Annotated in this window: 12 protein-coding genes; 4 read left to right on the forward strand and 8 right to left on the reverse strand. The window is 49.6% G+C overall.

The window, feature by feature from the left end; all coding sequences use genetic code 11:
* Positions 1-8: 8 nt before the first annotated feature.
* The 5 genes from JOE25_RS25170 to JOE25_RS25190 all read right to left on the reverse strand — a co-directional run bounded on the left by JOE25_RS25170 (position 9) and on the right by JOE25_RS25190 (position 8,592).
* Positions 9-356: a DUF5983 family protein gene (locus JOE25_RS25170; RefSeq protein ID WP_242507342.1), complete on the reverse strand. Its 348-nt coding sequence runs from the start codon at positions 354-356 to the stop codon at positions 9-11.
* Between the two features lie 40 nt (positions 357-396).
* Positions 397-591, reverse strand: coding sequence for a hypothetical protein (locus JOE25_RS25175; RefSeq protein ID WP_129941878.1), 195 nt, complete (start codon positions 589-591; stop codon positions 397-399).
* A 45-nt stretch (positions 592-636) separates the two neighbouring features.
* Positions 637-816: a hypothetical protein gene (locus JOE25_RS25180; RefSeq protein ID WP_129941877.1), complete on the reverse strand. Its 180-nt coding sequence runs from the start codon at positions 814-816 to the stop codon at positions 637-639.
* Positions 817-1,303: 487 nt separating this feature from the next.
* Positions 1,304-1,756, reverse strand: coding sequence for an olxA (locus tag JOE25_RS25185; RefSeq protein WP_129941876.1), 453 nt, complete (start codon positions 1,754-1,756; stop codon positions 1,304-1,306).
* 41 nt (positions 1,757-1,797) lie between these two features.
* On the reverse strand, positions 1,798-8,592 hold the full coding sequence (locus JOE25_RS25190; RefSeq protein WP_242507341.1) for an SNF2-related protein: 6,795 nt from the start codon (positions 8,590-8,592) through the stop codon (positions 1,798-1,800).
* Positions 8,593-8,679: 87 nt separating this feature from the next.
* On the opposite strand from JOE25_RS25190, the gene JOE25_RS25195 reads away from it, so the two are divergent.
* Positions 8,680-10,320 (forward strand): phage portal protein, encoded by a 1,641-nt coding sequence (locus tag JOE25_RS25195; RefSeq protein WP_129941875.1) that lies wholly within the window; start codon positions 8,680-8,682, stop codon positions 10,318-10,320.
* Positions 10,321-10,405: 85 nt separating this feature from the next.
* On the opposite strand, the gene JOE25_RS25200 is transcribed toward JOE25_RS25195, so the two are convergent.
* The 3 genes from JOE25_RS25200 to JOE25_RS25210 form a co-directional block, all read right to left on the reverse strand.
* Positions 10,406-10,552, reverse strand: coding sequence for a hypothetical protein (locus JOE25_RS25200; RefSeq protein ID WP_165366467.1), 147 nt, complete (start codon positions 10,550-10,552; stop codon positions 10,406-10,408).
* Positions 10,527-11,033, reverse strand: coding sequence for a hypothetical protein (locus tag JOE25_RS25205; RefSeq protein ID WP_129941874.1), 507 nt, complete (start codon positions 11,031-11,033; stop codon positions 10,527-10,529). Before JOE25_RS25205 ends, JOE25_RS25200 begins: the two co-directional genes overlap by 26 nt.
* Positions 11,034-11,159: 126 nt before the next feature.
* On the reverse strand, positions 11,160-11,579 hold the full coding sequence (locus JOE25_RS25210; protein ID WP_129941873.1) for a DUF6283 family protein: 420 nt from the start codon (positions 11,577-11,579) through the stop codon (positions 11,160-11,162).
* 142 nt (positions 11,580-11,721) lie between these two features.
* Between JOE25_RS25210 and JOE25_RS25215 the strand changes: the two genes are divergently transcribed.
* The 3 genes from JOE25_RS25215 (at position 11,722) to JOE25_RS25225 (ending at position 14,695) form a co-directional block, all read left to right on the forward strand.
* Positions 11,722-12,744 (forward strand): head processing protein, encoded by a 1,023-nt coding sequence (locus JOE25_RS25215; RefSeq protein ID WP_129941872.1) that lies wholly within the window; start codon positions 11,722-11,724, stop codon positions 12,742-12,744.
* Between the two features lie 349 nt (positions 12,745-13,093).
* Positions 13,094-14,134 (forward strand): hypothetical protein, encoded by a 1,041-nt coding sequence (locus JOE25_RS25220; RefSeq protein WP_129941871.1) that lies wholly within the window; start codon positions 13,094-13,096, stop codon positions 14,132-14,134.
* Between the two features lie 72 nt (positions 14,135-14,206).
* Positions 14,207-14,695: a glycoside hydrolase family 104 protein gene (locus JOE25_RS25225; RefSeq protein ID WP_129941870.1), complete on the forward strand. Its 489-nt coding sequence runs from the start codon at positions 14,207-14,209 to the stop codon at positions 14,693-14,695.
* Positions 14,696-14,741 lie beyond the last annotated feature (46 nt).

The following is a 14,741-nucleotide window of genomic DNA, read 5'->3' on the forward strand; positions in this document are numbered from 1 at the left end:
TACCTCCTTTACCAGTCAAACAGTGGCAGGCCGTCGACCGTTGCTGCACCAACATCAAAATTGATAGCATCGAACCCTGCTTCCATGAGCACAGTGATTGTGGCTATGGTCGGCTCGCTAATCCCACAGTGAGTAAGCACCTCAGCCCAATCTTCATCTTCGCGCGGGAGAACGATCCAGCCTGAGCCAGTGCAAACCAGCCAATTTAGACCCTCTTCATCCTGTTCATCCCAGCTCAAAGTCGGGAGCACCTCAGAATCACACTCTGGAACGTGGGCGGTACTGATCACAGCCATCTTGACGCTTGGAACCTTGGCCGCCAGCTTGGCTAACTCTGTCATATTGAATTTGCTCATGATATTTCTCGAAATGTTCTGCCCGGAGGCATGAAAGGAGTTATTTTTTGAGTAGCAGAAGCATTTCTTCCGCAGCGACGGCGGTGAGTAACTCCTCGTACTGTTCCTGTGCATCAGTCAGTGCCGCACTGTCATCAACATCGCCCTTGGCGTATTGCGCTTTAGCGTCAACCAGCGTTTTTGCCGCATTCACAATGCGTGCTCGAGTATTTTCTACGGTTCGCACTTTGTTCATTGTTGAAACCTCTGTTGAAAGCCCCGGCAAGCCGGGGCGTCGTGGTTAACGGGTGGCAAACACGTAGACGGCATTAAGCACGGTCATCACACCGATGGTACCGAGCGCCATACCAAGAAACTGAAGCAGTTTTGGAACAGAAGAGGTGGAAGGTTTTGCCGCTGAGCGACTTGCAGGGCGGGCGTTGACAAAATCCACCAGCGTAGACACTTGATTCTTAGCCATGATATATTCTCGTCGTTAGGTAAAACGGGGTTGGAAATTTCGTCGATTGACAACCCCTCATTGAAACCCGCTTCGGCGGGTTTTTTTGTGCCTGTTTTCCGGCACACGACAACTATACATTTATTGATTAGTTTAACGCAACATAAAATCATGTTTTTGCAATCACTGATAACTTAAACTTTTTGTTATTCATGAATATAATCATAAAAAAAGAGAGCCTAAGCTCTCTTGTTATTCCCTTTATGGGTGACTTCTATCTGCCTGATGTTATCCGGCAACGAACGGTTCCATCCCTCCCGCGAGTAATGCCTCACACCTTTGGCTGGTTCGCCAGTGCTCAAATCCGAGACAGTGCCCCAACATTCAGGATCAGCCTTGCTTGTAAGCCGCATCATGCGGCTCATCTGCCGGTGATCGATTGTCAGCTCGTATCCCATGCTTTCAGCCATAGATACCAGCTCTAGCCATGTATACCAGCGCCTTTCTCTCACGCTAAAACCCCTCTCAAAGCGATCAGCTTTTCCATCTGATCATCGTCGCAATAATAAATATATGGCTCGGTATCATCAGCATCAGCATGCACGGCCAGTTCATGCTGTGGTGCATACATTAAACCGAATTCGATGCGTTCCGCGCTATATAGGTGAGCAGCAACAAGGGAGAGTGCTGGCCGAGAAAGACCATAGATAGCTCTAACATCCTGGGCCACCTGATCCCCGAACAAGTCCGAGCCAAAACCATCAATCAATAAAGTTTTTACCGTAGGCCACCACGGCCCAAAGGTACGATATTGGGCCGGATTGGCCTTCAGGCACGACGAAAGGCCAGTAAGGTATGCTGAGGTGTACTCAAGCTCGCTACGGCCATTGAGGGCTTGCTCATGCAGTATTTCTTCGATGTGGCTTTCTGATGGCTGCATAGTGTCGATCAATGTTGTCATTTTCGATTTGATATGCCCCCTCTCGGGGGCTTCTCCAGTAGTTAGCGATATTCAGCGATCACTGCCATAACGTCTTTCAAATCATGCGTGGCAGGGATAATCCACCAGCTACCCATAAACTCCATCCCAGAGCGTTTCCCATTCAGGTACTTAGCTCCAAATTCAGACTTGAGTTTATCCTTAGCCTGGTACAAAGCGCCACCTATCCCATCGCTATCCTGCAAACCATACGCACCATCAGCGGGGAAATCATAACGGTTAGTACCTTTCCCGCCGGTTAATGGCTGGGTATTTTTTCGGACAGTAATGCTATCCATGCTGGTGGTCGCTTCGGATACTGTCTCATCGGCTTTCACACGCTGTGTCTTCTCAGCTTCTACGCGGTCGGCCTCTGCCTTAGCCTCTTCTTCGGTTATCAGGCCTGCACGCAATTTTAGTCCCGCCAGGAACGCAGTATTGTCGCTGTTAGCTGCGCTGAAGGCTGAGTCAATCCTTTTGGTCGTTTCACCGATCATCGAGCTGTCATAAAAAGCGGATTCGGTGATGCTCTCCTTGTCGATCAGCCCCATGATGACCGCGTGCGCATAGAACTCATCCAGATTATACGCATCGTAGTTAATGACCCCGAAAGACGATGATTTATACATGGGCGATAACAATAGAGCCGTAGCCCTAAATTCTTTGGCCTTCTCGTAAACCACACTCACAGGTAGCGCCAGATTATCGCCATATCGCAACCAGGCTGCGTGCGCGATACGCTTCGCTTGCTGGACAACATTTTCATGATGCTCGGCGGTTTTCTGCCTGGTGGCAGCAGAAAGCACAGGCTGGAAGTCCTCGGTGTTTCGGTACTCGCTAGGGATATAGCTTGCTTTGAACGGAGGGATTACATTGCTTATGTACTGCGTGGCATCGTATTTCCCGGTAAGCAGGTATTCGCTGTACTGCGACACTTGACTACCGTCAAATTTCCGATTTTTGAGGTCGGTTTTCTCAATCGAACGTGCAACATACGCAGCAACAATCTCATCAATAGCCGCTGGACTTGCGATCTCCCCGTATTTATTAACCTCGCTACGCCACTCTCGGCCAAATAGGCCAATAAGAAATGGTTCAATCCCTCTCACATTCCGATCAGAGCGGCACCACTTTGCCATCGCAGTTTTAAGCGTATCGTCCTGAGTATCCGGGTACACCACGTTCGCCGCATTTTGGGTTAGCCATTCCATGCCTTCACTAGTGATGAGCGGATTAGGGGAATAGGAGCGTGTTATCCGCAAATCATAAGCATCCAGTTCACCTGCATCATTGCGATATACCACCCTCGTATCGCTCAGAATCAGCCAGCCATTCCCCAGGTATCGCTCAAACTCGCCCTTAGTCATCTGTTCTTCTACAGAATGCGTATAGCGCCCTGGTGCGGCCCAAGCTCGAAGAGTGGCCTCGGATTCCGGCACATCGCTGTCTTCTCCCAAGTCGGCCAGGACAACTGTCTTACCGCTCTCCAAAGAACCTCCTTTGTTATCCTCAAAGAAAATAACATCGGCGAGGCCTGAGCCAATGTCTATATCGATCGACCGAAGTCGCACATAGCTCCCGCTACCCGGTTTCAATCGATAGATACCGCCACGCTTGATCATCCGCCCTGATGCTGTCTGAACGTAGCGATCACCATGTGTCAGAATATCGGTATCAATGTTCAGTAACCCTGCCTTGATTGCGCGTTCAATTTCAGGTGAGAGTTGCTTAATTCGGTCGGCCGCTTTCTGCATTCGTAAAGTAATTCGTTCAAGTCGTGTAACTTCACGCGTTTCCTTCTGTAATGATTTTTGTATGGCACTTACCCAATCTCGCGCATGTCGTTCCACGCCGGAATACTGCGAACTCATCCCCTTTTGCACATCATCACGCGCTGCCGCAAGTTTACGCTCGGCCTCTGCCTGACGCGAACGAGCACCGGCTAGTTGCGAGGCAATCGTAGTTGCGCTCTCTTTCTCGGCATGACTCATCTTGAGGTACTCCGCCAGATTAGCCTCAGCTCGCTGACGGGCTTTCTCTCTTGCAACGGCTTCGGCCTTCGAGCGGGCCTCAGCGACCATGCGAGCGTGATCTTCCGGGTTAGCAGCAAGCAACAGCCGCATTTCTTCCTGGTTATTGGCGTCCGCGTTTGCCATTCGCGCCTTATCCGAGGTGAGAATTTCGGTAATCCAGTCCTTTTTACGTTTCAGCGTATTGAGCCGGAATTCGTCAAACGAACCCTTACCACAGTAGTAATGGACTCGAACGGAACTGGCTTTTGAACCCACACGCGCACCACGACCGTTGCGCTGGTCGATGCTGGCAGGCGTCCACGGCAGAGTAAGATGGTGAACATCACTGGTGCCACGGTGAAGGTTGATCCCTACTTCGGCCTTTTTATTACAGATCAGGAACGGCGTGCGGCCTTCGTTGTAGTTCGCTGCGATTTGCTCCAACCCGCCAAGGGATACTTCCGTTTTTTTGGCGATATACTCGTCATACTCCTCTTTGGCCTGGTAGTAGTTCGCTAATTCTTCCTGACTAGCGTCTTCTTTCGGTTCTTTTGGTTCTGCGACAGCTTTGGGTGACCTCCCTGTTTTCCCCGCCTCAGCGACGGTTGTCGCGTTGAGAATGCCGATCATCGACAGGTCAATTCCGAGAGCATCAGCAATAATCCGCGCCAATTTGCCATGCTGCGTTTTTTCATCGGTAAATATGATCTGCTTGCCGGTTTTTACCCCTTCTTTCAGATTCTCGACCAGCGCACTGTATTTCGGCGGTACCGGATGCGATACATCGGATACCTGTAAGCCCGCTTTGCCCAAACGTTTCAACACCTCGCTTTCTGCTGCCTCCGACACAACAAGCTGAACGAAATCGCTGGTGGTTGTAACTTCCGGGGCAACCTTGATCCGTACAGACTTACCGCTATCGTCGTCCTCATCGAGCTTACGACCGACATATTCCGGTAGCAGATCCACGAGCGCAGCCACGGCACTAGCTTTCCCTACAGGAAAGCGGAACGTCATTTGACGGTAGTAAAGGTCTGGGTCTATGCACACGCGATCCATATCGCGGATGATGGAGAAAATAGAATCACCTTCTTCTCCTTCATCTGGCTTTTCACCTTTAGAAAGCGCATCGGCCCGCTGGCGTAACTCTTCGTAAATCTCGGCTTGCTTAGCGGTCATCGGCACCGGAACATTCCGTTCGTCCAGCTCGGGGATTTTTACCGTATCTGATACATCTTTGGCCGTTTTAAGCGTTGTCCAACGGTGGAAAATACCACGCAGGCCGTCCAGGTTTTTAAAGCCCACCAGCCCCTGCTTACGTTCAATTTCGCCGGAAATCTTCTGAACAGTGACCTCTTCGGTTAAACCAAACGTTTTCACGAAGTCATCCGGCGTGAGAATGCCCATACGCTGCCATTCTTCACTGCTAACGACATGGGATAGCATATTGAAGGCGTCGATCGGTGAGTTAACCAGCGGAGTTGCCGTCAGGAATACCGGGCCTCGACCACTATTCTTGCTGGTGGTAAAAGCCGTTTTCAACGCCATATCTCGTGCGGTTTTCGCCACGGCACCGGTGGGTAGGTAGGCCAACTGTGCAGCCTCACGGCCAGCAGCATAGCTGTTGCGATAGTTATGCCCTTCATCAACTATGATGCTGTCAAAGTGCATATCTTCAAAGTACGGAAAGTCCTCTTTTTTGTCCGTACCGGTATCACTGGCACGAGCCAGTATTTTGTTGCGCTTCGCAGCATCGCGGTGCTTTCCACCGATCAGATCAACACGCCCCATTTGCGCTTCGGCAAACAGAACATCTCGAGCGTGCTCGTCTACGGTATCCTGGCGGAGTGGAATGGCAGCAAACTGCTCTTTGGTCAAAAGTACCGAGCGATAATTGGACATGGGGATCATGTTCATCCGCTCTTTTATTGTTTCTGGCGAGGCGAGTTTTACTGCGTTGCGGTAAACCTGTAGGCCGGTTTTGCTATTAATTACCGGTTCGCCGTTGTCATCAAGCACCGGTACCTGCTTGATAAAACCATCTTCCCCGCGTATCTCATCCAGGCCAACGAACAACATGTTATCGAGTGCAGGTTTACTGTAGAACTCCTGCGCTTCGTGATACCAGTTTTCAAGTACAGCTTTTGGCACAACAAAAGCGGTTCGCTTACTGCGGCCGTTCTCAAAGTTGTACGCTTCCAGGGCTAATCCCACGGTGGATTTACCCAGGCCCGTACCAAACGCAGTGATCCCTCGACCATCCTCGGATAACCGGCGCACTTCCGAGTTTTGATATCGGAACGGGATACGATCACCTGATATACCGCTCAGGTTTAGCGATTCCTCGCTATGGCTGTACGGGATAAAGGCATTGAATGAATCATTGTATTGCTGCACCAGTGCTGACAGTGAATCGTGGCGGCGTATCCACTGATTAAAGTCGTCTTCCAACCCTCGGATCTGCCCCAGATATAGATCTGCATTAACGCCACGAGGTTTCACACCGTTAAGGTAGTTCTCAAACTGGTCAAGAAAACCATCGCTGTTGCGTACTCGCTTATAAACCCATTCTTCCTTACCCGTTTCCTTGTTTTTGGTGCGCACGGATTTATACCGGTAACCGGTAAATATACCGTCGCCGCCGTGGTAGCCATCCTCAGATACCAGGTCGCCATTTTCTATCTGCACATTTTTGACGTATTTAACATCGCTGTACCCGCGTTCCTGTAAAAACTCCTGGATCACGCTTCGGTCAAACCAGCGGCTGTTGAGCGAGAAATCTATATCATCAGCATTCGTCCATTTCCGACGCGCCTTTATCTCGGCCAGCTGGCGATGATAGTTGTCCTTGATCGCTCCATCTGGCGTGCCATCCAGGGCACCTAATAACTGGCTATTCAACAGACCAATATCACCGCTGGTGGCCCTATCCATCGGCATAAGCGTGCCGTCAGGTTGGACGGCGATCCCGTCTTTAGTTGCCAACAGGTTTAATAGCGCCGTGTCACTCGCCGGTAGGTCGCCAGTGAATGCTTCTCGGAAGGAGTTTAGCTCGACCGGATCAAGATCAATCTGGTTAAACAAGTGGCGCAACACCTGCTCATGATCCGTGGCGTCGTAGGTTTTCAGATTGCCCTTGTCCAAATCACCACGCAGCAGCGCGGATAATTCTCCCTCTTTCGTGACGCTGGCCTTGAAGGTAAGCCAGCCTGCGGCACCGTCGCCGGCGACTTTAGCAGAACGTCCCTGGTGCGGATTTCCGTGGGCAGTGACCTCTTCGCCTACCAGGCGTTGCACATCGGCCAACTCACGATCAAGCGCCTCAGACTGCCAACCAGTAGCCATTTTTTCTTGCAACGTCTTAATCCGGGCGCCAATCAGCGATCCCCGCAACACCCGTTCCCGCAAGGCTGGTTTTTGCCGCATGGAAAAGGAAATGGCGAAGTGAAACTCCTTTGGGATCGCGTCTGGGAAGTTTTGCCAAACAGCCTCCAGCTGCGACGGCGTAAGTGATAACAACCCTTCAGCGTTATTGAGGCGCGTCACCAAGTCGCTGTAGCTCTTTCCGCCATACTTGCTCATGTCGATAGTGTCGTAGTTGGCCGAATCATCCACCAGCCACCGGCCACCTACAAACTCATACCAAACACCGGAAAAGAGTCGTTTTTCGCCTTCGTTTGCAGTAGCCGATTGTGGCTCATCCAGTGAAAGCAGCTCCCAATTAATGCGGCTGTCGAATTTCTTCGCCAGCGCGATTTTTATGGCCGCGCCGTCAACCATCCCATTAGCCTTAACAACCAGGCGAGAGAACTTATCCTTGCCGACCTTAGACATTTCGCCGTGAATGTAACGCCGGCCATCAAGATCAAACCATTTCCCTTTAATGAACGTATCCCAAAGAACGTTAGCTTCACGCAGCACGTTCTCTTTTTCCTGCATTATGCGTTCGGTCATTTCCTGCGAATGCTTTCGTAGCACCCACACATCGACAACCGTCGCCGTTCCACTGTTTTCAAACGTGCCTGACGGTAGGCGGTGCGCCCCTAAGAATTCGGCTTTCCGGGATACTTTCTCTCTGAGTTTTGCTTCAGAAGTGTTATGCGTAAGGCCGTTCGGAACGATGAGGCAGATAAGCCCACCGTATCGCACCTTATCGATCGGCCGTAACACAAAGTAGCCGGCTAAGGACTCATCTTTGTAAACCGTATCAAGTTCGGCGAATTTGCCACGGCTCTGGCCAAACGGCACATTGCCAACGCAGTGATCGAAGGTGTTATCTGGCGTACTACTTGCCAAGGACTCAAAAGCCCCAATATTCACGTTATCTTCAGGGTGAAGTAAGCGGTTTATCCGACCTGACGTGTCGCTAATTTCGGCAGACTGCATAATCACACCGGTGGGCTTCGTTTCTTGAAATACACCAGTGCCGGCCGCCGGTTCAAGCCCAATTCCACCAGCCACACCATATGCAGCCAAGAGATCCCAAATACCCTCGGCTACCGGCTGCGGAGTGTAATATTCGTACTCGCTACCACCGATCCCGCCCTCGCCGGTGTACCCGGCCAACGTTTTTCGCTGTTCGTCCGTTAACTTGTCTCCGTCTTGAAGGCTGTTTAACAGCATCAGTGCTGCTTTGTTCGCGCTCTTTCGTTCGCGGTCAATACTCACTCCCTGGCGCTTATCTACGCCAAATGCGACTGGTTTGTACCGCATCCCCAGCGCGCGGATGACACGGACAATCTGCCTGATCGTAGTAACAGGCTGGATCGCGGGAATAATTTCAGCGCGATTGTTTTCTGTGCTCAAGCTGGCTCTCCAAAAACTCACATCGGTTAGGGTGGCGGCACTGACCCTATACCTTGTGAGTTTTTATCCGTGAAGAAGCCTTCGAAGATGAACCCCGTAAACCTACTGCGCCGTATGATGGGGGGTTATGATGCCGGGGATAGCATCTCCAATGTAATCGCCAGCGGCGGCGGCCGAAATATCGTTTCTCGAACACTTCTGCCGACTGTTATCGATGATCGAGAAACGGGCCTTTCTACGGCAGGAGATACTGTCGTCGCTGGTTCAGTTCTCCCCAGCGATCGCTTATCCCGCTATACCATTTTTGACCAAATGGCTCGCTCACCAACCCTATCTGCGGCACTTAACATTCATGTGTCCCATGCGCTGGCGCAGGATAAAAAAAGTGGGATGTGTTTCAACCTGGCGCCCATTGAAGCGACCGATAAGGAAACAGCCGGGCGTTGTAACGAGATCATGAACGACCTGGGAGATATGCTGAACTCAGGCCTTCCATCATGGGCGCTGAATATGGCTATTTATGGCGTAAGCTACATTAGACCTTACGCTAAAGAGCGCAAAGGGATCACCAGCTTGGAATCCAGCTATTACACGCTGCCTCACTTCACAACAGAGTACGAGCGCGGTGGTGAGTTAGCCGGCTTCTCCGGGGATTACTTTGTTGACCCACTGACGAACCAACGGGTATTAGCAAAGCCGTGGGAATTGGTTGCAATGAAAGTGCCATACTGGACGCCGGACATTAACAACCGACCTATGAATACCGGTACGGTAGGATATTCATTGTTGAGTGACCCTTCGCAACGGCAGCTAATTGAGACTCAAAACTATGGCACCTCTTTCCTGGAATATAGCTATGAGTCTTTCGTCAACTTATGTGACGCATTGCGAGCGCTAAAAGCCACAAGGAACAACGCCGCAAAAATAGACAGGCTGATAGCCTTATCGACAAACCAGCTTGATCCAGTCAATGCAGCAGCACATGCACGTAACGTTGGGCAATCACTGAAACGAAGCTCTGAAGAGATTATGCGCGCCTCTCGCAACAGCAATGTAATGCCGACAGTCTATAACCATATCGTTCCTGTTATGGGCGAGGGGAAAGGCGGCATAACAATCGACACACAGTTCATACCAGCCGATATTACTGGAATAGAAGACGTCATGTTCCACCTACGACAGTTGTGCTCTACTGTCGGTGTCGACGCCACTATGCTTGGATGGGCTGATCAAATGGCTGGTGGACTCGGTGATGGGGGCTGGCAGCAGACAGCTATACAGTCCGCGCAAAGGAGTTACTGGCTCAGGCAGGCAGCAGCCTCTTTCCTTTACCGAACATTCGACATTCATTGCGCCTACAAATATGGCAAGGTCTACCAGCACAATAATCGCCCCTTCCGTGTTGAATTCAACTCTGTGAACACAGCGCTTCAGGCAGAAGCCAACCGCGAGCAAGAAAGCAGGGCGAACTACGTGTCGGTTGTCGTCAGTATTCTGGACGCAGTTCAAAACAACGCGCGCCTGGCTAGTTCGCCGGCGTTGATGAACCTGCTGTTCTCTGAAATGCTCCAGATGAACAATGACACTATCTCGAAAATCTACCAGGAACTATCTAGCACCAAGCAAGATGACTCAATGATGGAGAGTGCCGGCTGGGGCAACGTTGGTCTGGATGAGCTTTCTCGGGAAGATCTTTTAAGCATTTTTAAAAGCGCTATGGCGCCATAGTCCAATACTGAGGGCCATAAACGGCCCTTACTCAAAATTTTGGCATAAAAAAACCCGCCGTAGCGGGTTTTAAGGAAAAACAAAATTAGCCTTCAACGGAAACGGTGCGTGTCCGCACGGTACCAGAACGCGTTGCCTGAACGAAGGACGCCTTGAGCTGGCGCATAGCTTCAAGCTTGCGTTCTGCCGCTGTCATTTGTTTCAGATTAGTAATATCGCGTTTTGAATGCATAACCTTTTCCTTCTTCACCTAGATCGGTGGTTACGTCAGATAATACTTCATCAAAAGTCTTTTGTAAAATTCGGTCGTAAAATCGTTTTAACTTATCGGTTTCAGCAATAGCAAAGTAGGCCTTAGCGCGGTACACACTGCAATGTAAAGTGATGATCGTTTCCAAAGCGCCTGCCAATTCGTTCAGATACGCCCGCCCCCCGCCACAATTGCCTTTTGCCGGCGGAGCATAAAAATCGCCACTTTCAAAGTTTTCAATGCGATCAAACTTTACATCATAGCTATCAACTGGCACCTGGAAACCGACTTCCTCGCACCGATATGCATGGTATTCCGCATCTGTGATATCTACAGGTGCAAAAATTATTAAGAAGTCATGATTTTTAACCGAAAAATCATACCTATGACAGAGGAATTCGCCGTGCGGGAACTCAATAAACTTTTCCAAATGATAGACAGGCATTTTTATAGTTTTGGTCATTGTCGATACGACATCTTAACTCAATACGCGTAACAAAACCTACAAATGAGCCTACTTCATAACGCATAAGTATGAATTATGATTTCATACTTGCGCAACATCAACCACTATTCATACATAATATGTTTAAGGGCGACACAAGAGCAAAACAGGATCATCACTCTCAACACCGTTCGCTATGGCCATTTCCCGGTAACTATCAAACAGCTCAACCCCGCCATCCTCAACTTCTGGAATCTCACCCCGGATATAACCCAAACGCACAGCCAAATTGTGGTCAGCCCCGCGCAGAAGGAATCCCGCACACTTAGCACTATTTTCCACCCCGCTATCGTGACAAGCAAACACGCTGGTCGCCTGGTCATAGCTTGTTCTGGCTGAGTGGCGAAATGCCTGTGCCGGAAACTCGCCTACTGCATCCTTTCGCCACGGGCACTTAGGACACGGTTTACGCCGGCAAGATTTCCCGCCCCCTTTGACCGTCACTACTTGATGCTCATCGCCGGCAGCTCGAGTTTCAATAATTTCTGGTTTGTTCGGTATCATGTTCCCTAGGTTCTCTTTCGTCGATTGAACGGTGATGATGTTAATCTAATTAACTATTAGATTAAAGTTAATATCCACTCTTAACTCACTTCGGATAACGTTTCCCGTCGCACTGAGCATCACTCATAACCAAGGGGGAACCATGCCCACACAAGCACTACGAACTGTTACTGACCGATTTTCCCTTGTCGATAACATTCGCAAACATACCGCACACAATGGTCGCAACTACCTAATGAGTGCAATCCGCGCAACCATTAGCTCACCTGAAGTGCAAGAACGTATCAACTTAGGCGAAATGTATGGGTATTACAGCCATACTAATCGGGCCTTATATCATAAGGAAACTGGCAATCTCGACCTGCCGGAAGTCTGTTATGTCACCATCGACGGCAAACCCGTCATGTTGAAGAACGTGCCCTCAAACAGAACATTAGCGATCAGTATTGATGATGAGGGTATCGTAGAACATACCCAGGAAATTTTAGACACAGAGCCAGGTCATATTGTTAACGGCATGGAACGGTCAATGGCAGGTGGCTGGAGCTGGGCGACTGGTGGCAGCGACACAGCAATTTCACGCGTAACTAGTTTCCACGGTTTTGACTATGTAACTACACCGAACTACATCAGTCTTAATCGAAAAGCAGCAATGCTGGAGGGCGTGTCCGATATGCACACCTGGCGCCTGGAAGAGCTAATCAAGTCTGGTTACACAGAACAAGGCGCCTCCGATATCCTGAAGCATTTTGACCAGATGCAGTCCCACGAAATGATGTTCGAATCAGCACAAAGAAACGTTCACCTACAAAGCGACCTTCTTATCATGCAAGGTCAGATGATGGAGTTAGAGGATAAAATTCGACAAAGTGGTACGGCATTGGATGAAGCGAATCGCGAACGGAACCGCCGCGACGCCATGTTAGAAACGGCAATCAGAACCTTGCCGATTTTCCTAAGCGAAGAACAGAAAAAGGCTCTATTACGCTTAGATTCCGATGACGACCTTAAAACTGTAAATGCTATGTTCGAGTCCATCGCAGCCGGAAACCTTAATTCTCTACCTATTGGTAGCAATACTCCCAGAGAAGCGGCGCCGGCCTCCAAGTCTAAAATTGGCGAAGTGCCACCAATTCTGCCCAATGGTTTTAAATCCTTCCTGTAAAAAACAATATCCCCTGATCACACGATCAGGGGTTTCCACCACCACACTGTGTTTCCATACAGCAACCGGACAATAACCGGCCAAAAGATTGCGTAAAACTAATTAATGGTTTGTGTTTTACGGGGATCACCTCTTATCATCCGAGCCACGGATCGAAAAAGGATCGTTCTGATGCTCTTCTCAATGAAGGCGATTAACAGTATTTGAGCTTTTAACAGGCGAAAAAAAACGCCAGCTTTTAACTGACGTCCTTTTTCTAAATCATGCTGATAAGTTTTGACGAACTTCACCAGCTAACTATTTCTTTGTCCTGGCGGTTAAAGAAACAGGTAATCAAGGCAACTAAGCAATGACACCGGATGTAATTTTATCCCAGCAGATCGCTGGTAGCAACTCTGCACGCCCAAAAAACACTCAGGAACATGCAAAAAAGCCAGTTGTGGCGCGGAATCCCTTCGTGCGTGGTGAAAATGTAACCGGAATGGCGTTGGAGTTTTTTATTCGCCACCTTAATAACACTCTACTCCCACGCGCTGCCTGCGACTTCTTATCAAAAATTTGCAATGTCGCCGCAGCTTCGGACGCATACCGTCTCTTCTACAGCAAAAGTACTATGGCCGAGAAATCGGGCGTATCTACCCGCACAGTCCAACGATACATGCGTGTCATCGAGGCCAGTGGGATCATGACACGTACAGCAGTCAGCGACAGTATCAAAGGCCACCAGCCAAACCTCTACACTTTTACCAGCGAGTTTATTTCTGCCGTCCGTGTATTCTTCACGGTTCACCTGGGTGAAGAACGCATTAAGAACATCCGCAAAATTGCCCATAGCGATCTACAGAAATTCGTTGAGCTTGCGCTTTCCCCTATCCGTGGATTAATCCATAAAGTATCGAAATTGAAGGATATTTCCCCTTTAAAAAAGGCCCACCCCATAGGACAAGATGACGTTAGCCCCAAGGGACAAAGTGACCTACAAAAAGAAGTACAACCCTTGGGAAAAAAAGAAGATAAAAACCTTGTTCGTGCCTGCGGCCCAAACACGGGAATTTCTTTGCAGAAGCAAAACATAACCGGGATAGCCCGTCGCGCTATCACTAACGCTGAGCTTGTTTCAACTCGTCTCATACGTGAAGCTGAAGCAGCCGCCATAACCAGGGCAGCACATGCACGCCGTGAACGCGCTACGTTCTTACAGAACCGGAACAGAAGTCACACCCTGAACTCTCAAACCCAGTACAACCACTCGAGGATCATCGCTGAAGGAAAACGCTTCGATGAGGCTTTAGCACGTTCAAAAGCGGGGGCGCTCAAAGACAAAACCAAAATAAGCACTCACTTGAACTCGCTGAAAGCGATGCTTGGCAGAAAACCTGCTTTGGTATAGGCACTGTATAAAAACACACTTCCATTAGGATTCGTGACGGCACTTTGCCTGCACAATAAGTGGGAGTTACCAATGAATCAAAACCGCCGCGCATTTTTCGACGTAATCGCGTTTTCTGAAGGCACAAGCACTCACGTGCTCACGAAAAATGATGGCTATGATGTAATCGTTACAGGATTAGACTTAAAACCAGAGGTGTTCACTGATTATAACGATCACCCATTCGCTAACGGGCGTCCGGCCAAAGTGTTTAACAAAAAAGGCGAGAGATCTTCGGCTTCCGGTCGATACCAACTCCTGTATCGCTGGTGGAAGCCATACAAGATACAGCTCAATTTAAAAGACTTTTCGCCGGCCAGCCAAGATGCTGTAGCTCTCCAGCAGATCAGAGAGCGAGGAGCGCTAGCTGATATAGATGCCGGCCGGATAGCTACAGCCATCCACAAATGCCGAGCAACATGGGCTTCATTTCCTGGCGCCAATTATGACGGCCAGAAAATGCATAGCCTTGATACGTTGTTGAATGCCTACGTTCGCTTTGGTGGGACACTAACCGAGTAACCTGAAGGGGAGTCGCGCCCCCTTATTAATACATAATATGATTAAG

It is taken from the genome of Serratia sp. PL17 (assembly GCF_017832355.1).
Lineage (GTDB): Bacteria > Pseudomonadota > Gammaproteobacteria > Enterobacterales > Enterobacteriaceae > Serratia.

Excerpts from the sequence above, each read along its gene's own strand:
- JOE25_RS25175 (WP_129941878.1), bottom strand. The coding sequence starts at position 591 with ATGAACAAAGTGCGAACCGTAGAAAATACTCGAGCACGCATTGTGAAT.
- JOE25_RS25200 (WP_165366467.1), bottom strand. The coding sequence starts at position 10,552 with ATGCATTCAAAACGCGATATTACTAATCTGAAACAAATGACAGCGGCA.
- JOE25_RS25215 (WP_129941872.1), top strand. The coding sequence starts at position 11,722 with ATGCCCACACAAGCACTACGAACTGTTACTGACCGATTTTCCCTTGTC.
- JOE25_RS25180 (WP_129941877.1), bottom strand. The coding sequence starts at position 816 with ATGGCTAAGAATCAAGTGTCTACGCTGGTGGATTTTGTCAACGCCCGC.
- JOE25_RS25220 (WP_129941871.1), top strand. The coding sequence starts at position 13,094 with ATGACACCGGATGTAATTTTATCCCAGCAGATCGCTGGTAGCAACTCT.
- JOE25_RS25210 (WP_129941873.1), bottom strand. The coding sequence starts at position 11,579 with ATGATACCGAACAAACCAGAAATTATTGAAACTCGAGCTGCCGGCGAT.
- JOE25_RS25185 (WP_129941876.1), bottom strand. The coding sequence starts at position 1,756 with ATGACAACATTGATCGACACTATGCAGCCATCAGAAAGCCACATCGAA.
- JOE25_RS25170 (WP_242507342.1), bottom strand. The coding sequence starts at position 356 with ATGAGCAAATTCAATATGACAGAGTTAGCCAAGCTGGCGGCCAAGGTT.
- JOE25_RS25195 (WP_129941875.1), top strand. The coding sequence starts at position 8,680 with ATGAACCCCGTAAACCTACTGCGCCGTATGATGGGGGGTTATGATGCC.
- JOE25_RS25225 (WP_129941870.1), top strand. The coding sequence starts at position 14,207 with ATGAATCAAAACCGCCGCGCATTTTTCGACGTAATCGCGTTTTCTGAA.
- JOE25_RS25205 (WP_129941874.1), bottom strand. The coding sequence starts at position 11,033 with ATGACCAAAACTATAAAAATGCCTGTCTATCATTTGGAAAAGTTTATT.